Source organism: Paraflavitalea sp. (assembly GCF_059502485.1).
Genome location: NZ_JCACET010000008.1, coordinates 17,750 through 37,856 on the forward strand (window position 1 = coordinate 17,750; position 20,107 = coordinate 37,856).

16 protein-coding genes and 1 tRNA gene are annotated in these 20,107 nt (G+C 43.6%); 9 read left to right on the forward strand and 8 right to left on the reverse strand.

Annotated features, from left to right (window positions below):
- Window positions 1-51 precede the first annotated feature (51 nt).
- Window positions 52-1,695: a S41 family peptidase gene (locus AC5JBY_RS02720; protein ID WP_495903011.1), complete on the reverse strand. Its 1,644-nt coding sequence runs from the start codon at window positions 1,693-1,695 to the stop codon at window positions 52-54.
- A 168-nt stretch (window positions 1,696-1,863) separates the two neighbouring features.
- Here AC5JBY_RS02720 and AC5JBY_RS02725 point away from each other — a divergent pair, with 168 nt between their 5' ends.
- The 5 genes from AC5JBY_RS02725 to AC5JBY_RS02745 all read left to right on the forward strand — a co-directional run bounded on the left by AC5JBY_RS02725 (window position 1,864) and on the right by AC5JBY_RS02745 (window position 7,918).
- Window positions 1,864-2,940, forward strand: coding sequence for a sensor histidine kinase (locus AC5JBY_RS02725; protein ID WP_495903012.1), 1,077 nt, complete (start codon window positions 1,864-1,866; stop codon window positions 2,938-2,940).
- Complete coding sequence (locus tag AC5JBY_RS02730; protein ID WP_495903013.1) at window positions 2,937-3,632, forward strand: LytR/AlgR family response regulator transcription factor; 696 nt, start codon at window positions 2,937-2,939, stop codon at window positions 3,630-3,632. Before AC5JBY_RS02725 ends, AC5JBY_RS02730 begins: the two co-directional genes overlap by 4 nt.
- A gap of 123 nt (window positions 3,633-3,755) precedes the next feature.
- Window positions 3,756-4,868, forward strand: a complete 1,113-nt coding sequence (locus AC5JBY_RS02735) for a serine hydrolase domain-containing protein (RefSeq protein WP_495903014.1) — start codon at window positions 3,756-3,758, stop codon at window positions 4,866-4,868.
- 154 nt (window positions 4,869-5,022) lie between these two features.
- Window positions 5,023-7,407, forward strand: a complete 2,385-nt coding sequence (locus AC5JBY_RS02740; protein ID WP_495903015.1) for an ABC transporter permease — start codon at window positions 5,023-5,025, stop codon at window positions 7,405-7,407.
- Between the two features lie 79 nt (window positions 7,408-7,486).
- A complete protein-coding gene (locus tag AC5JBY_RS02745) occupies window positions 7,487-7,918 on the forward strand; it encodes a hypothetical protein (RefSeq protein WP_495903016.1) in 432 nt (143 codons plus the stop codon).
- Window positions 7,919-7,929: 11 nt separating this feature from the next.
- Here the strand turns inward: AC5JBY_RS02745 and AC5JBY_RS02750 are convergent, their stop codons facing one another.
- Window positions 7,930-9,132 (reverse strand): serine hydrolase domain-containing protein, encoded by a 1,203-nt coding sequence (locus AC5JBY_RS02750; protein WP_495903017.1) that lies wholly within the window; start codon window positions 9,130-9,132, stop codon window positions 7,930-7,932.
- Window positions 9,133-9,286: 154 nt separating this feature from the next.
- Here AC5JBY_RS02750 and AC5JBY_RS02755 point away from each other — a divergent pair, with 154 nt between their 5' ends.
- Window positions 9,287-9,748 carry an Lrp/AsnC family transcriptional regulator gene (locus tag AC5JBY_RS02755; RefSeq protein WP_495903018.1) on the forward strand — a complete coding sequence of 154 codons (462 nt, stop codon included), beginning with the start codon at window positions 9,287-9,289 and terminating at the stop codon, window positions 9,746-9,748.
- Here AC5JBY_RS02755 and AC5JBY_RS02760 read toward each other — a convergent pair whose 3' ends face one another.
- The 3 genes from AC5JBY_RS02760 to AC5JBY_RS02770 all read right to left on the reverse strand — a co-directional run bounded on the left by AC5JBY_RS02760 (window position 9,749) and on the right by AC5JBY_RS02770 (window position 12,943).
- Complete coding sequence (locus tag AC5JBY_RS02760; RefSeq protein ID WP_495903019.1) at window positions 9,749-10,093, reverse strand: hypothetical protein; 345 nt, start codon at window positions 10,091-10,093, stop codon at window positions 9,749-9,751. It lies immediately after the preceding gene.
- A gap of 353 nt (window positions 10,094-10,446) precedes the next feature.
- Window positions 10,447-12,303 carry a hypothetical protein gene (locus AC5JBY_RS02765; RefSeq protein WP_495903020.1) on the reverse strand — a complete coding sequence of 619 codons (1,857 nt, stop codon included), beginning with the start codon at window positions 12,301-12,303 and terminating at the stop codon, window positions 10,447-10,449.
- 568 nt (window positions 12,304-12,871) lie between these two features.
- Window positions 12,872-12,943, reverse strand: a tRNA-Arg gene (locus tag AC5JBY_RS02770).
- A 228-nt stretch (window positions 12,944-13,171) separates the two neighbouring features.
- Here AC5JBY_RS02770 and AC5JBY_RS02775 point away from each other — a divergent pair.
- Window positions 13,172-13,822, forward strand: coding sequence for a tetratricopeptide repeat protein (locus tag AC5JBY_RS02775; RefSeq protein WP_495903021.1), 651 nt, complete (start codon window positions 13,172-13,174; stop codon window positions 13,820-13,822).
- Window positions 13,823-13,899: 77 nt separating this feature from the next.
- Here AC5JBY_RS02775 and AC5JBY_RS02780 read toward each other — a convergent pair whose 3' ends face one another.
- The 3 genes from AC5JBY_RS02780 to AC5JBY_RS02790 are packed head-to-tail and all read right to left on the reverse strand — an operon-like array spanning window position 13,900 to window position 16,617.
- On the reverse strand, window positions 13,900-14,394 hold the full coding sequence (locus tag AC5JBY_RS02780) for an SRPBCC family protein (protein WP_495903022.1): 495 nt from the start codon (window positions 14,392-14,394) through the stop codon (window positions 13,900-13,902).
- Window positions 14,395-14,431: 37 nt separating this feature from the next.
- Window positions 14,432-15,250, reverse strand: coding sequence for a response regulator (locus tag AC5JBY_RS02785; RefSeq protein ID WP_495903023.1), 819 nt, complete (start codon window positions 15,248-15,250; stop codon window positions 14,432-14,434).
- Window positions 15,251-15,255: 5 nt separating this feature from the next.
- The gene (locus AC5JBY_RS02790) at window positions 15,256-16,617 is read right to left on the reverse strand and encodes a sigma-54-dependent transcriptional regulator (RefSeq protein ID WP_495903024.1); all 1,362 of its coding nucleotides are present in this window, start codon (window positions 16,615-16,617) and stop codon (window positions 15,256-15,258) included.
- Between the two features lie 172 nt (window positions 16,618-16,789).
- Between AC5JBY_RS02790 and AC5JBY_RS02795 the strand changes: the two genes are divergently transcribed.
- The gene (locus AC5JBY_RS02795) at window positions 16,790-18,610 is read left to right on the forward strand and encodes a RecB family exonuclease (protein ID WP_495903025.1); all 1,821 of its coding nucleotides are present in this window, start codon (window positions 16,790-16,792) and stop codon (window positions 18,608-18,610) included.
- A 50-nt stretch (window positions 18,611-18,660) separates the two neighbouring features.
- Complete coding sequence (locus tag AC5JBY_RS02800) at window positions 18,661-20,097, forward strand: Ig-like domain-containing domain (protein ID WP_495903026.1); 1,437 nt, start codon at window positions 18,661-18,663, stop codon at window positions 20,095-20,097.
- Window positions 20,098-20,107: the final 10 nt, after the last annotated feature.

Here is a 20,107-nt window from a genome sequence, read left to right on the forward strand (position 1 = left end):
TTCTATAATAAAACGAAATAATTGCCCAAATCAACAGTAAAGAGGCTGTTTTTATTTATATTTCCTCGCCTGTAAGATCGCCTGCTCCAATATATAATCCTTGCTTTCCATCAATCTGTCTTGCGTAAGCGTAACCGGGATATCGATCTTAACGCCATCACCCTGTTTAAAGCCTTGCTGCATACCTACCACCCCCACACCGGTGTAACTAACCCCTATGCCACCGGGCAATGAAAACCAGGTAATGTTACCGGTGGTGCCAGCCGTTTGCCGGCCCATGGTAACGGTATTGGGCCTGATCTTTAAAAGCGCTGCTATTGACTCCGACAGGCTTTGCGTGCGCTCATCTACCAAAACGATCAGTGGTCCGTTATAGATCATATCTTCTTTGCCAGCAGGCGTGAAATAATACGGGCTTTTAATAAACATACCCGGGTATTGATCCGAAGCATTCGTCTCTTCCGTTAATTGCGTCTTTGCAGGAAAAAGGAATTTACCCAGCTCGGTAGTCACGCGATAATTAGGATAAGCACGCATTTCCCAAATCACAGCCTTAGCCTGTTGAATATCGCGGAATAAACGACGTAACGTATCCGGATTGCTGATACTACAAAAACGAACATACCAGATACCTTTTTCCAACTCTACCCACAAAGGTTTTGCAGGCGCCCTGGGAATACGCCGGTAAACCTCCCAACTATGCAACTCTACAGGGATAGTAATGACTTCTTCTTTTCTTTTGAAGCTAACCTGCAAAACAGTATCTCCAACCTTCAGAAGCTCCTGGGCAATATTGCGGTGCACAGAAAGGGCATTCGTACCAGTTGTGATCTTTAGCAGCTCCGCTTCTCTTTCCCGGACAGACTTGCCATTAATGGCCACGACCTCATCTCCTAAACGATAATTCCATTTTGTAGCAATGCTGTCATCACATTCACCGATCAGGTATTTGCCTTCAATATAATCGATACGGAAAGGATAAAAATAGCCAACACCTCCAGCGCCCTGCATAAAAGAATGCGAGTCGGGCAGCTCATGAATAAGTTCACGTACCGCATATTGATATTGCGCTGAATCTTTCGCTTGCAGGAAGCGCCCGATATAATTGTCCAACACTTTATCCCAGGCACTAATGCGCGCCTTATGCGGATAAAAATATGTAATGGTGTTCCAGTAACGGAACAACGTAAGCAGGCGCACTGAGCGATCGGGATAAGCAGGTGCAGCATATTCATCCTCATTATGGATAATATGATCATACTGATGCCCCTTGTAGTAACGGGAAATATAGCGGCTGGAGTCAGGAATATGATATTGGTACAGGCGGACCAGTTCAGCTTTCAGCCATTTGGATACCCTGAAATGTTGTATATCCTTTTCTGTAAAGATCCTTGCCACCGAATCAGCACCCCAATTAACAGGCGTAGTGGCTAACCGCGCAGCCGGCAAAGACCGGTACCATGCCTCCAGCAATTCGTCAAAAGCTTTACTGGTTTTAGCGCCTTCCACGAGTGGGAGCATACGTATCAGCTCGCCGTCCCAGTCGGGCTTTCCTTTAGCAGCGTCCGGATGGTAATACTTCAGAAAACCCCAGACCTTACCAAATGTGGTAAGTTGTGCAGCCTGCGTGCCGGTTTGAGCCTGGCTGCCGTATCCGATAATACTGAACAATACCAGGAAAACTATCTTTTTCATGCGGTTGATTTGAACGCAAATTTGCAGACGCTATTAGCGCTCCGGATTGACTTTTAGCCCAATACACAAACCGGCCCGTTGAATATTGGCATTTAAATTGGGCGGGCAAAACAGCAAATTGGGCGAAATAAATGCCCCACTACATAAAAGGCTGTTTTAATTTGTAGGATGTTTGAAGGCATGAAGAAATGGAGCTATTATAAAAAGGTAACCCTCGTAGAGGTGCTTTATCTTGTAATACTGTCGGTCATCACCCCTTTGTCCATAGGGCTACAGATATTTGATAAGTTCTCTTTTACGCTGAGCCTCATCTTCCTGAATGTATTACAACTGCCTTCCATTATATTCTTTTACCGGTGGCTGCTTCCGCGTACCCTGTTCAATAAACGGCCCTGGTGGTTCCTGGCATCTCTGCCTTTTTACATATTGCTGTATGAGATCAACGCAAGGCTTTCTTACATCCTGATGATCAGCCTGTCCTTTGTGCCTGAAAAGTACCGTTCCAACCTGGCATCGGTCGATCCCGCTCACTGGACAGGAAACCTGCTACAAAACCTCGGATTCACCCTGCTGATCCTGCTTTCTTCAATAAGCTTATTATTCATTCGTGAACTATTCAAGCGGCAGCACATGGTGGATCAATTACAATCCGACAAATTACGCCTGGAGCTCGACCAGTTAAAATCACAGGTACAACCACATTTCCTTTTCAACACATTGAACAACCTGTACACCCTCAGCTTGCAGGGCTCCCCAAAGACTTCCGTTTCCATTGCCAATCTATCTGGTATTATGCGGTATGTATTGTATGAAGCCAGGGAGGAAAAAGTATTGCTGGCAAAAGAAATAGCTTTCATGCATAGCTACATCGAACTGGAGCGTATTCGTCACAACGATGATAATGTACTACAATTCGGCGTACAGGGCAATCCCAACGGAACGATGATCGAGCCGTTACTATTCCTGCCATTGATCGAGAATTGCTTCAAACACTCACTTCATCACAAGATTCCGGGCAACCAGGTGCAGGTACTCATGACCATCGACGAAGAAGAAATTACCTTTCAAACCTCCAACCTCATAGCACCCAAAACAGGCGCCCCCTCTAAAGAGAGCGGCATCGGGTTATACAATGTGCGCAAACGGTTGGAATTATTATACCCGGGGCGCCACCAATTGCTGATCACAGAAGAAGATTCACAATTTATCGTTACTTTAAGTGTTCAACTAAAACCAGCAAAATGACGAGGTGCCTTATAATAGATGATGAGCCATTGGCACGCCAACTGCTGGAGTCGCACGTAAGGCAGGTAAAAACCTTGCAGGTAGTAGGCACCTGTGAAACAGCGATCGAGGCATTCGAGCTGTTACACCGCGAACAGATCGACCTGCTGTTTCTCGACATCCAGATGCCAGGCATTACGGGTCTCAATTTCCTGAAGTCGCTCAAGAATCCTCCCCAAGTAATATTTACGACTGCCTATATGGAATATGCCGTAGAAGCATTTGAGCTGGAGGCAGTCGATTATCTATTAAAGCCTATCACCTTCGAACGGTTCATCAAAGCGATCCAAAAGATCGGAACACAAAAAGAAGTGCCAGCCGTTACGTCAAGTCAACCTTCAGATGAAGCCATCTTTATCAAAGTGCAAAAGCGGCTGTTGCGCATCGCCTATCCGGACATCTTCTACATAGAGGGATTCGGAGATTATATAAAAGTAGTGACAGCAAATACCGTTCATACTTCCTACTCAACCCTCAATAAAATTGCAGAGCTGTTGCCCGAACAACAGTTCATGCGTATCCACAAATCATTTATCATCAATCTGCGGCATATACAATTCGTAGAAGGCAACCTGGTAAGAATACTTGATAAAGAGCTACCGCTGGGAGTAACCTACAAAGAGGCGTTGTACAAAAAGCTGGGGCAAGAGTAACAGCAATACGCTAATTTTTACCGGCTTTTTCGAGGAGTTTACGGGTAAATTATTGCGTTATACCGAATTTACTTTACCGTTGCCTGGAATACGGCAGTTTTGAGGCTATCAAATAATAAACACATGCGGGCCATCATAACTGCTACTCTTCTACTTTATTTCTGTTCAACTTCGGCACAATCGAAAAAGGTTGATCAAGTCATTCGTGATAAGTCCTTTAAGAAAGCGATCCTAACTGCTGAGCGATTTATTGACTCTTTAAAAATAAGCCAGCATATTCCCGGAATTTCAATTTGTGTAGGCAACAGAGAAAAAATACTTTGGGCAGAAGGCTTTGGATTTGCTGACCTGGAAAATAAAGCTCCCGTTACCATACAATCTATGTTCCGCCTGGGGTCTGTTTCTAAAGTGCTTACCTCTATGGCAGTTGGCCGGCTTTATCAGCAAAGGAAGCTGGACTTAGATGCACCTATTCAAAAGTACCTTCCTGATTTTCCTGAAAAACAATATTCCTTCACAGCCCGGCAACTGGCAGGGCATACGGCGGGAATCAGGCATTATGGAAATAACGATCCTATCGCTACTCCCAGGCGCTACAAAAGCGTAGCGGAGTCGTTGTCGATCTTCAGTAAGGATAGCCTTGTATTCAAGCCCGGAACTGCTTATGCTTATTCTTCTTATGGCTACAACCTGCTAAGTGCTGTTTTGGAGGCTGCTGCAGGCAAAGACTTTCTTTCCTATATGCGTGACAGTATTTTTATACCGCTGGGCATGGCAAATACTTTTCCTGATTATAGTGACAGCATTCTACCCGGCAGGGTGAGGTTCTATGAAAGTAATAAAAACGGATTGGTCAATGCAGCACTTGTTGACAACAGCTATAAGTGGGCAGGTGGTGGATTTCTATCTACACCAGTCGATCTGGTTAATATGATCAGAGGCCTGTTAAACCATCGGCTGCTGGATGAGAAAACGGTTAAGCTCCTGTTTGCCCCTCAACAGCTTGAGAATGGTACGAGTACCAATGTGGGCATAGCGTGGCGGATCAATGAAACCAGGCGTGGCGTGAAATATATTCACCACGGCGGACTGATCGATGGAGGAAGGGCTTTTGTCTTTTTCTACCCTGAAAGCGGATATATTTTTGCAATAACCGCTAACATCAGTGGCGCAAGACTTAATATAGATGAAGCCGCGACAATACTCGACTTTTTCTTAACAAATAACATGAAATGAGTACAGGTGTATGTGCAAACGTATCGAAACCGGACAATTTCATGCATACAAACAAGTCACATATCATTGATTGATAAGAAGATACTATTCCGGCACTGTCTTAGTGTTTAATTGAGGTCATCATCACCATTGTGCATCCATTTAACCGAAAAATATGCTGAAGAATTACTTGCTGGTCGCCTTCCGGAATCTTCTGAAAAACAGGGTCTTCTCTTTCGTCAATATTGGTGGCCTTGCAGTGGGCATAGCGGTAGCGATGCTGATCGGCTTGTGGATACATGACGAGCTTTCTTTCAACAAATACCATAAGCATTATGACCGGATTGCACGGGTAATGCAGAACCAGACATTCAACGGCAGCATAGAGACATCGGCCAACCAGGCAATGCAGGTTGGTCCCGAGCTACGCAATACCTACGGCAATAATTTTAAATATGTTGTAACAGCAGCCTGGCCAAGTTCCCATCTTTTGTCATTCGACGAAAAGAAAATGGTAAAGACGGGAAATTATATGGAGCCGGAGGTCACTGAAATGCTCTCACTAAATATGCTGAGGGGATCCCGGAATGGACTATATGATCTCAACTCCATAATGCTTTCAGAAACAGCCGCCAGATCATTTTTTGGAGACACTGACCCGATAGGCAAGATCATAAAGATCGATAACAAGCTGGGCGTTAAAGTGACTGGTGTATATCAGGACCTGCCTCATAACTCCAGCTTTTCAGATCTGGCTTTTATAGCTCCCTGGCAATTGCTGGTGAAATCCGATAACCTCGAAAGCAGGGTAGGCTGGGGCAATAACTGGTTTCAGACAATTGTTCAAATAGCTGATCATGCAGATATGGCCACCGTGTCGGCTAACATTAAAAATGCAAAGCTCGACAGAATAGATGGTGAGTATAAAACAAAGTACAAGCCAACGCTTTTTCTTCATCCCATGAACCGGTGGCATTTGTATGGTCAATTCAGAGATGGGGTCAATGCCGGAGGGGCAATAGAATATGTATGGTTGTTTGGGATCATAGGCATATTTGTATTGCTGCTTGCGTGTATCAATTTTATGAACCTGAGCACTGCCCGCTCTGAAAAAAGAGCCAAAGAAGTGGGCATCCGTAAAGCTATTGGTTCCGTGCGAGGCCAATTGATCGGCCAGTTTTTTAGTGAATCTCTTCTGGTGGTGATGCTCTCTTTTGTAATATCTCTGTTACTTATTCAGCTTTTACTTCCTCTTTTCAATGAAGTATCCGGGAAGAAGATGTCTGTTTTATGGCAGGAGCCTGTATTCTGGATAATGAGTGTCGGCTTTGCCCTGGTAACGGGACTTATTGCCGGTAGCTATCCTGCCATTTATCTATCCTCTTTTCAGCCGGTGAAGGTACTAAAGGGAACTTTCAAGGCAGGGCGCTTGGCAGCCATTCCACGCAAGGCATTGGTAGTATTGCAGTTTACCGTTTCGATAACGCTGATCATTGGCACGCTGATCGTATTAAAGCAAATTCAATTTGCAAAAAGCCGGCCCGTTGGGTATAACAGGAATGAATTGGTAACTATTCCTATTAAAACAAAAAACATCATTGATCATTATGACGCATTCAGGACCGACTTGCTGAATACGCGGGTCGTAGAAGAAGTAGCAGCAACTGATTGTCCGATCACCCAAACTTCAGTAACCAACAGTGGTTTTAGCTGGCCCGGTAAAGACCCACAAATGGCCGAAGAGTTTGTAACGCTTCGGGTTAAACCTGAATTTGGGAAAACGGTGGGCTGGCAGATCAAAGAAGGAAGAGATTTTTCAAAAGATTTTGCCACCGATACAGCCGCCTTTATATTGAATGAGGCCGCGGTGAAATACATGGGTTTAAAAGACCCGGTTGGGCAACTGATCAAGTGGGGTGACGAAGAAACGTTCAAAGTGATCGGCGTTGTAAAAGATCTGGTAACGCAATCTCCTTATGACCCCATAAAACAAACCATTTTCTTTGTTCATCATAAGCGATTAAACCTCGCCAATATAAAAATAAAAGCCAATGTCAGTGCCGGCGAAGCCCTGACCAGGATTGAAGCGGTCTTTAAGAACTATGATCCGGCCAATCCGTTCGAATACAGTTTTGCGGACCTCGATTATAATAAGAAATTCCGGAATGAAGAACGGATAGGCACGCTTGCAGGAATTTTTGCCGCCCTTGCTATTTTTATCAGTTGCCTCGGCTTGTTTGGTGTTGCAGCATTTGTTGCTGAACAAAGAACGAGAGAAATAGGTATCCACAAAGTGTTGGGCGCATCCGTGCTTAGTGTATGGCAATTGTTATCAAAAGAGTTTGTAGTACTGGTAATTATTTCCTGCCTTATCGCAGTGCCTGTGGCTTATCATTTTCTGCAGGAGTGGTTACAGCAATTTGAGTACCGTACCAGGATTGAATGGAGGGTCTTCGCTGTGGCAGGTTTGGGAGCCATCATTATCACTTTGCTGGTAGTGAGCTATCAAAGTATTAAAGCAGCCTTGATGAACCCGGTGAAAAGTTTGAAAGCAGAGTAAACGCCACAGCAACCGGGCAACCGAAATAACAGTTAAAAAAGATTGGTAAATTCGGGAATGCATAAATGCAATAATGAATATGGAAATCATTAATACCCCGTTCAGATTAGATATCTATGGGATTTCCGGGTTTGCACCTAATAAGGACTATGTCGGCACTGCATTTAAATTAAGCGGCAAAATGTGGGAGATAGTCAAGGCGAACAGTCTAAAAAATAAGGGACTTAACATTTGGGTTTATGAACCCAATGAAATGGTGTTTACCGGCATCGAACTTAACGAGCCTCCAAAGCATGACATCAGTTTAGAGCCCAAAAGTATAATATTGACAAAGTATGCTTATTATAAACATATCGGCTCTTACCATCTTATAAAGCAGGTTGGGCTCAATATGCAACATGAATTAAAAAGCAAGGGCTTTGAAGCAGGCCTTCCCTACATTGAGATCTATGGACATTGGACAAGTGATGAAAGTAAATTAGAGACAGAGCTTCTGATGTCTTTGAAGTAATTTGTCAGCACTTAACGGCTTTTGTTCTCTTTTAGTTTTACTCCGCTTTTATACAGTTCATCGAAGATCTGGAAATAGTACTTAAACAAATTTTTGTCCTCAACAGTAGTATTTGTAAACAGAATAACTCCCACCTCTCTGGACAGATCGCAGAGCATTTCCGTTTTTACACCCGGGTCTGTTCCGGAATGTCCCATCTTTGTTACGTTTTGCTTGCTGGCCCAAAAGATACCAGTGTTTAACTTTTCGGCTTCTACGTTTTCTGGTTTGTTGTCTGGGGTAAACTGAAATCGTTGCATTTCTTTAACCGTTTCCTTTTTCAAAATGGCTGTCCCATTATACACTCCTTCATTCAGCAGGGCGATAAAAAACTTTGTCAGATCTGCGACAGAAGTACGTACGCCTCCGTCCGGATAAGTAGGTAGCCCGTACAACTGAATAAGCTGAGTGGTATCACCCTTTATGTTATAAAGCTTTGAATGATTTGCCAAATTCACTTCGCGTAAAAACCAGCCTGTGTTCTCCATCTTCAATGGATTGAAGATGTACTGCCTGCTGTACTCATTTAATTTTTTGCCAGTCACCACTTCTACAATATACCCGGCCAATCCGGCGGCTATGTTGGAATACTCCCTGTATGTTCCAGGTTTTTTATTCAAAAAATTATCCTTTGAATAATACTTTCCGCCTGGCATAAAATAGTTCTTCAAAAATCCCCCCAGTGGCTCGGGGGCGTCACCTCCATAGTAATACGTGCTGTCATAAAACGGGAACCGGTCAGTAAGTCCTGAAGTATGTGAAGTCAGGTGTCTTAACGTTATTTTTTCATCCGGAAAGAAAGAATTGACAATCCTGAACGGCAGATACCGGTTAATGTCTTCATCAAGGGAAAGCTTTTTTTCTTCTACAGCTTTCATGATGCAAACTCCCGTAAAAGTCTTGGAAATAGAACCAATGTTCATAATGGTATGGGTAGAAAAAGGAATTTTGTTGTCTTTATCCGCATAACCATATCCTTTTGACCAAACCAGTTTCTGATCGACAATTATAGCAGCCCCAACGCAAATCAGTCCGGACTCTTTCATTCGTTTCTCAATAAATGTATCAAGAGGATTTGTTATGCTTTGAATACGCTGTTTTGCAGACTGGCATACTGACTCCCTTGAGTAAATGACAACCGATAGTAACAGGATAGTTCTCAGGAAAAACTTCATGCGTTTTAATTTTAATATTTCCGTTTGTAACACAGCAGCAAAAATGGCTCGACGGTGCTCGTGCAAGTTATGCCCCCGAAGGCGTGTATTTTGAGCAAATCTGGTTAAGTTAGCGGGCAAAACATTCAAAACAGGCGACCTAAACGGGAAAACTATGCAAGAGCTTGATGAGTTCGATAAAAAGATATTGAACCAACTTCAGCAAAATAACAGGGTCACAAACGAGGAACTCGGCGCCATGGTAAACCTGAGTACCAGTTCAGTACAGCGAAGGTTAAAACGACTTCGGGATGATAAAGTTATTGAAGCCGATATATCTGTAGTATCTCCAGCCGCTGTTGGCTATGGCATTACCTGCGTGGTGGATGTAACGTTATACCTTGGCAACTCCCAGGTTATTGACAATTTTAAAAAGCTAATGAATGAATGCACCGATGTGATGCAGTGCTACTATGTAACAGGATCATATGATTTCGTAGTAATTGTAAATACCATGGATATGCAGCACTATGAGGAGTTTTCTAAAAAAAACCTGATGGACAATACCACGGTTAAACAATTTTACACGCATGTGGTGATTGACAAAGTGAAAACAGGGTTTCGTGTAAATATATAGTTACTGCTCTACAAGAATGGACTTATTGATATTCGCAACAAATTCCTGTAAATCAATCCTGCTTATGTCATTTAATGTCAATTGATCGCTAAATTGATAGTGACGACTTTCAGGAATTGCTGATGAAATAGCCACACACCATACAATTTTTTCGTCAAGTATTTGCGGATCGGTCAATAGAGTCAGGTAAAGTTGAGTACCGACTGGTCTCCATGTTGAGCTAAGTTGCAAAATATCGCTGAACCACCAGTCAGACTGCATGTCGGCTGGTCCGATGAATTCCCAACCTTTTTGCAGGAATACATATATGAGATTCTTAATCCTTATGTCTAATTGAGACTGCATATCTTACTAAATTATCTTTCTGCCTGCATACATTTTCTTCCAGGCTTCAAGTTCAACGGCAGCTTCTTCATTGTCTCCATTGAAAACAATCCAATAACCACATTGGTCAACAAGGGATTACAGTTCATGAATTTCGTTTTGTGTAATTGTATGTTGACCATATCTCTTACTTCCACCATTCAAAGCAGTGTATATTCTAAAAAATTTCTCTTTGGGGACAGCTCATACTTTCATTTCAATCCACAACCTTGTTTTTCTCATCAATCAAGAGCATTGTATAAACCTAGAAAATCAATAAGGCTATCTCAAATTACAGTTGAGATAGCCTTATTGATTTTAATATCCTCGCATGTTTAATTCAAACACCACATCATATTGTCAAAAGAACATTCCCTTTCTTTAATTATTACATCTTCGCTGCTTTCTTCCTTATTCGACTTAAGTTTTGAATCGGCAAAATAATCTCTAAGGGCTACTTGTCTGGGTTTTGTCTTTTCAAATTGATTATTCCTTTGTTTGTTTGTTTTGATAAAAACATTATTTCCCCAATTTTTCAATTCGGCATCCTCAAAGAATCTTATGGCCATCTGTTGCTTGTGAACTTCTTTAAAATATATTGAGACAATCCAAGCTTCTTGATCTATACAGATAACTTCTTCAGTATTTTCTTCTTTATTTCCCTTGAATTTTGAGTTTTCAAAATAATCTCTAAGTATTGTTTGTCCGGATTTCGTTTTTCCAATTTCAAATTGATTATTGCTTTCTTTATTTGTTTTTATAAACATCTTATCTGTCCAACCTTTCAATTTAGCATCCTCGAAAAATAGCACACTCATATATTGATTATCGCTTTCTTTGTCTGTTTTGACAAACATTTTATCTACCCAATCTTTCAATTCAGCATCCTCAAAAAATCTTATAATCATTTGTTGTTTATACACTTCTTTAAGATAGTCATAAAAAGAATCTCTAAGTATTGACTGTCTGAGTTCTGCATTTCCGAATTCAAATTGATTATTGTTTTCTTTGTCTGTTTTGACAAACATTTTATCTGGCCAATTTTTGAATTCATCGTCCTCAAAAAACCTTACACTTATTTTTTGCTTATGTGCTTCTTTAAAATAGTCATCAAAGTAATCTATACACATCGTTTGTCTGAGCTCCGTCTTTCCAAATTCAGATTGATTATTACTTTCTTTATTTGTTTTTATAAACATCTTATCTGTGCAACCTTTCAATTCACTATCCTCAAATAATTTTATCATCATCTGTTTTTTGTAGACTTCCTTAAAATGATTTGAAGCACTCCGGTTTTCTTGATCTGTACAGATAACCATCAAATAATAGTCACTTTCGTGAGTGTTTCTAGAATTATATTCTTTAAGTCTATTAAACTCTATGACTGATCCAACACCTTCAATGATCAGGATAAAGTTTTTAGGAGATTCCTGAATCTTAAATACATTACCTAAGTCATGCATTCTCTTTAAATAGAATGACTCTTGAGTTGAACTTAATGAGATTTCGGATTCAAATTTTGGCTTAACCACAGTACCGACAGGAATTGAACCCGAATGTAATAAGTTGAAAGAAGTTCTTATTATTCGGTCGAAATATTCCAGTATTTTTTTGACAATAAGCTCCCTACCTCTTATCTCATATGAGTAGTCTTCTAAGGAAAATCGATTAGCCTCCTGGGGAATGAAAGTGCGAACGGGAGGAGGTGTTGAAGGCAAACCAAATAATTCTTTGCACCTGCCCTCCAAGTAGCCTTCAAGTTGCTCAACCAATAAAGGTTTTATTTTTTTACCATTAGAGAGTATGCCGGAGTTTGCATTTGCATCTATAACGGTACCCCAACAGAATTTTTTTTTGTCGGCAGGGTTACTTGGCTTTGCAAGTGCTTGGTACAGGTATGGTGAGGAATTTTTTAAATGATCGGTTTCGGCATGGACAAATGCTTGAATTGACCGGCTGCCAGTAAAACGTGGGTCGCTTGTGATCCAATCAAAAAGAGGTTGTAAAGTGGTGATTGTCGATGTAAAGCGGGAACCCTTCGAAAGGTTTAAGCGCTTTCGCAGCGATGAACCTTCTTGCCCACCATAATGCAAGTCATCTTCCCGCAATTCCTGGATTATTAATTGAGCCTGTTTCAAGTCGATTTTGTCCGCCGTTGGCATGTAAGCATAATCGGCAAATTTAAATCGCACAAGGCTGATCGTAAGTAGTTGTATGGCAGGGTGAATACTCAAACTATGATGCGAAAATACCTCATTTGAATTTATGAGTATGCTGTGTAGCTAATTATTGTGCGCTTTCGGCAATAATTGCCAAAATATTGCCAAAAGGTGTCCAGTTTCTTGCCAATTGCAATCATAAATGCCCAGAAAAGGCAAATTTCTGTACCGATGTTTGAGTAAGAAAACATGAAGACTATGGCAAGAAGTAAGTTTAAAATCAACATGTTAGGCTTGTTTAAGTTGGAAGCGGAAGGCTGGAAGCCGAGTCAAATTCTGGTGGTATTGCTAACTGTGTTCATTTTCATTCTAATCGTCCTGGCTCTCACAGGGGGTATAGCGATCCTTTAGCTTGTGCCGAAATATTTGATCAAGATCGACAGAAAATATAGTTGGCAAATGCGATGAGAACAAAATGAAAATTCTGATGCTTTGTGTAGCGAGTGTAATTACTGACGGCTTCTACCCCAAACCGCACTGCGAATTTGGCACCTAAACTCTTAAAATGGTACGCGGATTGAATACCATTAATTTTTATTCGTAGTCCGGACAGGAATCGAACCTGTATCAAAAGTTTAGGAAACTTCTATTCTATCCATTGAACTACCGGACCGGGAAGTGGAAAGGTGAGCGGGTAGCGCTCATTTTCTGTTTTCCGGGCGCCAAAAATAAGAAAACAAAGCGTAGTATTTGCGGCTGCTCAGAAAAAAGGGCAAATTGTTCAGCGACAGGCAGTAAGAAGGGCTTCATTTCCATTCTTATACCCCTTCCTCACGCCCTTACAAATTTCCTCAACTGCACCTGAAATCCACCTATCTTTGCTACCCCTAAAAAAAGATGTATGAAGTTTTATACCTGGCTTATCCGCTACCGCCTGTACCTCGGACTGGGATTGGTGGTATTGGGTATCGTGGCGAATATCTATAGCAGTTTCTGGCCCGCATTCCCCCTGTATTTCATCGGCGCCATCCTTATTTTCGGCCACTTTTTCATCGGTCCTATGCGCCTTATCCAGGAGCATATGGAAGGCGGTGACATAGAAGGTGCTAAAAAAGTACTCGACTCCATCAAATTTCCCGGCTTACTTTATAAACCCATACGCTCTGCTTTTTACACCTTCAAAGGTCAGCTGGCGATGATGGAACAGGATTTTGACACTGCCGAGGCCAACATGAAGAAAGGCCTCTCCCTGGGCACTCCCATGAAAGAAGTGAAAGGCGCCAACCTGCTGCAAATGGGTATGATCGCCATGCAAAAGAACAACTTCAAACAGGGTGAGCAATACATCCGTCAGGCCATCCGCGAAGGGCTGCCCGACAAAGAAAACGAAGCTGCCGCCTACCTGCAGATGTGCAATATCATGATGAACAAAAGGGAGTTCCGTGCGGCTAAAGAGTTCTTCCGCAAAACAAAGGCGCTGAAGCCTACCAGCCCTGAGATCGTAAAGCAGATCAAAGAGATCGAAAAATATATCTCCCGTATACCGGGATAAGCTATCCGCTAAAAAGTGAAAAGGTTGACAAGGATAATCCTTGTCAACCTTTTTTATTGATAAAAATCGTTAGCTAATTAAAGCGATCCGCCTCTTAACGAAGGGGTATCCCATTTCCCAAACAGCTCTTCAATCTTCGTATACCGGTAAGCAAAGATGCCATCCAGCTTCTTTTTCAACACCAGGCTGTGCAGTATTTCACCTATCCACCAGCCGGGTATTTTGTAATGTACAATGTCCGTCATCTCCACACCGCTTTCCACTTCCCTGAAATGGTGCTGATGGTGCCATAGACTATAAGGCCCATAACGCTGTTCGTCGATAAAGAACTTGCCCGGCTCTACATGGGTGATCTCTGTCATCCAATAACAGGGGATGCCCCACAGTGGCCTCAATTTATACTCGATGATCTGGCCGGGGTATACCCTATCGCCATGATGTTTGGAAATGATATTAAACTTGAGATCGGCAGGGGTAATGGCCTGTAGATTGACGGGACTGGAAAAGAAATCCCATGCTTCCGCAAGGGATACGGGTATAAGCTGAACCGCTTTGATGGAGTGCACGCTCATAAAATACTATCCTAAACCAGCAAGAACGTCATTGGTTCTACAAACTGTAATCTTTTTTTACCTGCACAATGCATTCTCTCATTACTGTTTCCACGAGGTTTACCTGCGCGGCCAACAGTTCAGTTTGTTCTCCTTTTTTACCGTTTTGTTCTATCTGGCGGATGATCTCTTTCAGGGAAACGATACCCATCGAATCGATAGTGGATTTCATCTTGTGGGCCAGTTTGCTTACCAGTGTCCAGTTTTGCATGGCGGTGTTTTGCTGTATTTCCACGAGTGTCTCGGGCATGGTATCGAGGAACAATTGCAGCATACGTTTTACAAAACCTTCATCACCGCCGGCGATGCCGTAGATCATGGTAAGGTTGTACAGTTTGACGGGGGGATCCGCTGCAGGAAGTATTGTCTCCTGCAATGGTTCTTTAACAGTGGGTTTGGTAGTGGTGGTCATCTCAGTCAGGTTGTGGGCTATGATGCTAAAAAGGTTCGGTTCGTTGAAAGGCTTGGGCAGGTAGTCATTCATGCCCGCTGCCAGGAACCGTTCACGGTCGCCTTTGAGGGCGTTGGCCGTAAGTGCTATAATAGGTATGGTTGCTTTGATAGCGTCCGTCAGTTTGCGTATTTGACGGGTAGCTTCCATGCCATCCATTTCAGGCATTTGAATATCCATCAGCACCAGGTCGTAACTCTTCTGTTGTACCAGCACCAATGCCTCGCGGCCATTACCAGCGATATCCACTTCAAACCCCCACGACTCCATCATGTGACGGGCCAGGTGTTGGTTGATCTCCACATCTTCAGCTACAAGAATCCGCCGTTTTCCCAGGCTTTGATAATTGGTGGTCGTAGTCGTCATTCCGGTTATTTGGTATTTAATTCACCGGCCTGTATCATGCGGTAAATGGTCGATTTGCCAATGTCGAGTTTCTTGGCTACCAAGAGTACATCTTTATCATACTTATCAAGGTAATGTTGAATGATGTGTATCTCGAAATCTTTCAGGGTGCGTTCTTTACTCAGCAGGTCGTTCACCGTGGCAGCTGTATTAATGGTGATGTGTTCGGGCAGGATGGATTCGCCGTCGGCCATTACGGCTGTGAGCTCCATCACCGATTTCAGTTCGCGCACGTTGCCCGGGAAAGAGTATTGTAATAGTTTCTGTTGTGCTTCCATCGACAATGTTTTCTTATCGAGGCCATTGTCTTTAATGAAAAGGTCCATGAAATACCTTGCCAGTAATATAATGTCATTACCGCGTTCACGCAATGCAGGTAGCTGTATGGGTAAGCCGATCAAACGGTAATACAAGTCCTCACGGAAGGTTTTGTTTTGTACTTCATCCAGCAGGTTACGGTGGGTAGCTACGATGATGCGCGCATTCACCGGCACCACTTCGTTGCCTCCGATACGGGTGATCTCCCGCTCCTGCAACACCCGCAGGAGCTTTGCCTGCAGGCTGATGTCCATCTCTCCTATTTCATCGAGGAACAAGGTGCCGTTGTTGGCTTCTTCAAATTTACCCAGGCGACGGGTAACAGCACCTGTAAAGGCTCCTTTCTCGTGGCCAAAGAGTTCACTTTCTATCAGCTCTTTGGGAATAGCGGCCACGTTCACCGCCACAAAGGGTTTCTTTTGCCGCTCGGAGTTATAGTGAATGGCCTTCGCCACCATTTCTTTACCGGTACCTGTTTCGCCCGTGATCGATACGGTAATATTGGTCTTGCAGGCTTTTTCAATGAGTCCATATACTTTATCCATCGACTCGCTCTTTCCGATCAGGAATTTGGAGTAGTCGTATTTCTTAACTACCTGTTCTTTCAGGTGTTCTACTTCCTGGCGCAGTCCCACGATCTCCCGCAGGTGCAGTAAGCTATTCCACAGTCTGTCTTTTACATCATCGTCTTTTACGATGTAATCAAATGCTCCATTCTTCAGGAGGCTGATGGCTGTGCCTACATCTTCCTGGCCTGAGATAATAATAACCTGTATATCGGGATTTACTTCGCGGATCTTTTTCAACACGGCGCTACCGTCCATATCCGGCATCGAGTAGTCGAGCGTCACCACGTCGGGCCGCTCATGCAGCTGGTTGAAAAAGGCGGTAGAGCTTTCGAAGCGCCTTATTTCATAATCTGGATTGAGTGACAGATAATGTTCGAGCATGGAGCCATACCAAACATCATCTTCCAGGACAAAGATCCTGAGGGCATGCTGATTTTTCATTTGTAAAGGACTAAATATTACTATATAACTATATAAACGTAGGAACCATAAAAAAGTATTCCCAAAATGAAGATTTTTTCCGTAAACCGGAAAATCATTCCCAAAATGCTAAGGCTTTCGCGGGAGGGCAGGTAAGTAATTTGCCTTAAAATGCCCTCCTTATCTTTGAATCATGTCCACCAGCACTCCGCCATTGTCCGATTTGGAGCGTATAGCGTTGTTTACCAGGCTCATCGACGCCTTCCCTAAGGGTCACCCGCTCAAACGCTACCGGGGCGATGTGTATTTCGAGACCAGTAACTTTTACTTTCTTTTCGGCATCATGGAGCGGGAAGGTTGGACTTCCGGCCTCATCAATCAGCAAATAGATGCTTACCTCGCCCGCCTGGAACCTACGCAGGCAGTGATCGAAGCGGCATGGACCGACAAGTTACGGGCCGCTGTGCATGAATTCGACAATTACCAGCTGCTTCTTGGCCAGTTCAATTGGGATAACCGTAATGGGATATTGGATAGTATGGAACAGGCAATACCAGATCATCCACTGGTAGAACAGTTCATGCTCCTGCTTCATTATCTTGCGGCGGAGCAGGATATTCTCTATAGTGGCGATGCTATTTTGTTTGAACTATTGCATGGGCCCTGGTTCAACATCCCTCCTTTTGACATTGCGCAGCTTACGCTGGCATTGTCCGAACGGCGTGATGAAACTTCGCTGCGCCAGTTGTTGCAGTCAACAGTAAATACGCCGCCCCGCGACCTGTTTACGCCGCCTGTTCATGAAGGGTTGAAGAAAGCATCGGAAGCTATAGAGCGATTAACAGGTATGACGCCCAGCACTCCGCTGTCTTCGCTGGTTGATCTTATACTACGGGAAACCGGGATGGGGGATTTCATCAACAACAATCCTGCACAGGCAATACCGGTCATGAGCTTTATTGATCGCATCAAAGCAGAAGTGCGTCTCAATCCTGCTATGGACCTGCAGCTATTGGTGAAGCTGTTGATGTTATTGGAACACATTGCACCAACAACCTTGCCAGAACCTGTCAATGGTCAGGAACAAATCATGGCTGTGCTTGCACCGCTTTATCAGCCTGTAAGTAAAACAATATATAATGGACCTGCGCCGGTACATGCTGGCAGGCCGGAGATCGGCCAACTGGATGAAGCGACAGTGCGCAAACTGCTACAGCGGTTCATGCTGCATGTTACTGCGCTCAATAGCTTCCTCAGGTGTCCGCTGGAGTTTTATTTTCAGAGTATGCTGCGTGTGCCTTCTCCCCGTAATGAAGCTACGGAGTTTGGCTCTGCCGTGCACCATGCGCTGGAGCTGCTGTTTCGCAAAATGCAAACGGATAATGATGCTTTTCCGTCGAAGGCCGTTTTTATAAGCGACTTCGAGGGGTATATGCATCAGCACCGCAAGAGCTTTACACCCGAGCAATTTAACCGGCGTTTACATTATGGTCATGAGATATTAAGTAATTATTACGATGAGTATGCGCACAAATGGCATACGATCGTAGCCGTGGAAAGGAATATCCGTAATGTGATCGTTGACGGTGTACCCATAAAAGGCAAGATAGATAAGCTGGAATTTGATGGCCGATCGGTGAACCTGGTGGATTATAAAACCGGCGACCCGGATAAGTCCAGAGCGCGGTTAGAACGCCCCGGTGAAACGCTCCCCAATGGTGGAGACTACTGGCGGCAGGCTGTGTTCTATAAAATACTGGTGGATAATTACCAACAGAAGGAATGGAAAGTGAGCAGCACCGAGTTCGACTTTATCGAGCCGGACAAGAGCGGGCTTTACCATAAAGAAAGGTTATTTATTACGCCCGCAGAGGTTACTATCGTCACTCAACAGATCGTTACTGCGTGGCAACGTATCCAACAGCGTGATTTCTATATTGGTTGCGGCAAGCCAGGCTGCCACTGGTGCCATTTTGTTAAATCATATAGGCTGGCAGTGGCCTTACATGAATAATCCGCGCAAACAAGCTATGTTTGCAGCTTATTGAAGTTGTATTTATTTCCATGAAGCAGGTATTAACTTTTCTTTTCATCATAGTAGTCGTTGCTCAATTCCAGGTATTTACCACAGGCTGCGCCAATATTATTCCGCCTACCGGCGGTCCCAGGGATTCACTCCCGCCCACCTTGTTAAGGGTAAATCCGCACGACTCGTCCCGGAATTTTGCGAGCAAGAAGATCGTGTTCGAATTTGATGAGTTTATCGCGCCTCCGGAAAACGTCATGGAAAACCTGCTGGTGTCTCCCGTGCCCAAGCAAGCACCGCTGGTAGTAAGTAAGCTACGCACCCTCACTGTTACCATCAGGGATACGCTCGAAGACAATACTACTTATGCTATCAACTTCGGGAAAGCAATCAAAGACATTAATGAGGGTAATATTCTGAATGATTTTACTTATGTGTTCAGCACAGGCAGTGGGATCGATTCACTTACTGTTTCAGGAAAAGTGATCATTGCCGAAACAGGTAAAACCGACTCTACCCTCATTGCCGTATTGCACCGCAATACGGATGACTCTGCCGTTATCAAAGAGCGTCCTCGTTATGTGGCCAAGACCGACAGGGATGGCAATTTTACTTTCCGTAACCTGCCTCCCGGCACTTTTGCACTGTATGCGTTTAAAGATGAAGGCGGGCAACGGAAGTACCTCAGTAATAAACAGCTGTTTGCTTTTTCCGATACACTAGTGAATACACAAAGTGGTAAGACCTTTACTTTATACGCTTACCTGGAGAAAGATAAAGAGGAAGAAAAGGATAAAGACAAGAAGCCTGCTACGCCTACTGTAAGGCCAACCACACCCAACAGGGGCGGTGGTGTAGTACAGGATAAAAGGTTGCGTATGGAAACCAATCTTTCTGGTCAGGAACTGGACCTACTGGGCAACCTGGAGATCAGTTTCAAAACAGCACCGCTTAAATACTTTGACTCTACCAAAGTGCAGTTCCTAAACGAAAAGTATGAGCCGCTTACCGGTTATCGCTTTATCAACGATAGCAATAAGAGAATTACGCTTCAATATAAATGGCAGCCGAATACTGCTTATAATCTTATTGTGGATAAGGACTTTGCCGAGGATACGCTCGGTCATAAGCTCCTCCGGACAGACACGCTGGAGTTCCGCACTAAAAAGGAAAGTGATTATGGCCTGGTGCGTCTCCGTTTCCTCAATCTCGACCTGTCGAAGAGCCCTGTATTACAGTTTGTACAGAACGACCAGGTAAAGTTCAGTCATGTGTTTACTGACCGGAACTTCAATGCCCGGTTGTTCGTGCCTGGTGAGTATGACCTGCGCATCGTGTACGACACGAATAAGAACGGCAAATGGGACCCCGGTGAATTCTTTGGTAAGCACCTGCAGCCGGAAATAGTAGCCCCGGTTTCCCGTAAGGTAAATATCAAGGCCAATTGGGATAATGAAATCGATATTACCTTATAGATAAGTGCTG

Excerpts from the sequence above, each read along its gene's own strand:
- AC5JBY_RS02720 (WP_495903011.1), bottom strand. The coding sequence starts at position 1,695 with ATGAAAAAGATAGTTTTCCTGGTATTGTTCAGTATTATCGGATACGGC.
- AC5JBY_RS02725 (WP_495903012.1), top strand. The coding sequence starts at position 1,864 with ATGTTTGAAGGCATGAAGAAATGGAGCTATTATAAAAAGGTAACCCTC.
- AC5JBY_RS02730 (WP_495903013.1), top strand. The coding sequence starts at position 2,937 with ATGACGAGGTGCCTTATAATAGATGATGAGCCATTGGCACGCCAACTG.
- AC5JBY_RS02735 (WP_495903014.1), top strand. The coding sequence starts at position 3,756 with ATGCGGGCCATCATAACTGCTACTCTTCTACTTTATTTCTGTTCAACT.
- AC5JBY_RS02740 (WP_495903015.1), top strand. The coding sequence starts at position 5,023 with ATGCTGAAGAATTACTTGCTGGTCGCCTTCCGGAATCTTCTGAAAAAC.
- AC5JBY_RS02745 (WP_495903016.1), top strand. The coding sequence starts at position 7,487 with ATGGAAATCATTAATACCCCGTTCAGATTAGATATCTATGGGATTTCC.
- AC5JBY_RS02750 (WP_495903017.1), bottom strand. The coding sequence starts at position 9,132 with ATGAAGTTTTTCCTGAGAACTATCCTGTTACTATCGGTTGTCATTTAC.
- AC5JBY_RS02755 (WP_495903018.1), top strand. The coding sequence starts at position 9,287 with ATGCAAGAGCTTGATGAGTTCGATAAAAAGATATTGAACCAACTTCAG.
- AC5JBY_RS02760 (WP_495903019.1), bottom strand. The coding sequence starts at position 10,093 with ATGCAGTCTCAATTAGACATAAGGATTAAGAATCTCATATATGTATTC.
- AC5JBY_RS02775 (WP_495903021.1), top strand. The coding sequence starts at position 13,172 with ATGAAGTTTTATACCTGGCTTATCCGCTACCGCCTGTACCTCGGACTG.
- AC5JBY_RS02780 (WP_495903022.1), bottom strand. The coding sequence starts at position 14,394 with ATGAGCGTGCACTCCATCAAAGCGGTTCAGCTTATACCCGTATCCCTT.
- AC5JBY_RS02785 (WP_495903023.1), bottom strand. The coding sequence starts at position 15,250 with ATGACGACTACGACCACCAATTATCAAAGCCTGGGAAAACGGCGGATT.
- AC5JBY_RS02790 (WP_495903024.1), bottom strand. The coding sequence starts at position 16,617 with ATGAAAAATCAGCATGCCCTCAGGATCTTTGTCCTGGAAGATGATGTT.
- AC5JBY_RS02795 (WP_495903025.1), top strand. The coding sequence starts at position 16,790 with ATGTCCACCAGCACTCCGCCATTGTCCGATTTGGAGCGTATAGCGTTG.
- AC5JBY_RS02800 (WP_495903026.1), top strand. The coding sequence starts at position 18,661 with ATGAAGCAGGTATTAACTTTTCTTTTCATCATAGTAGTCGTTGCTCAA.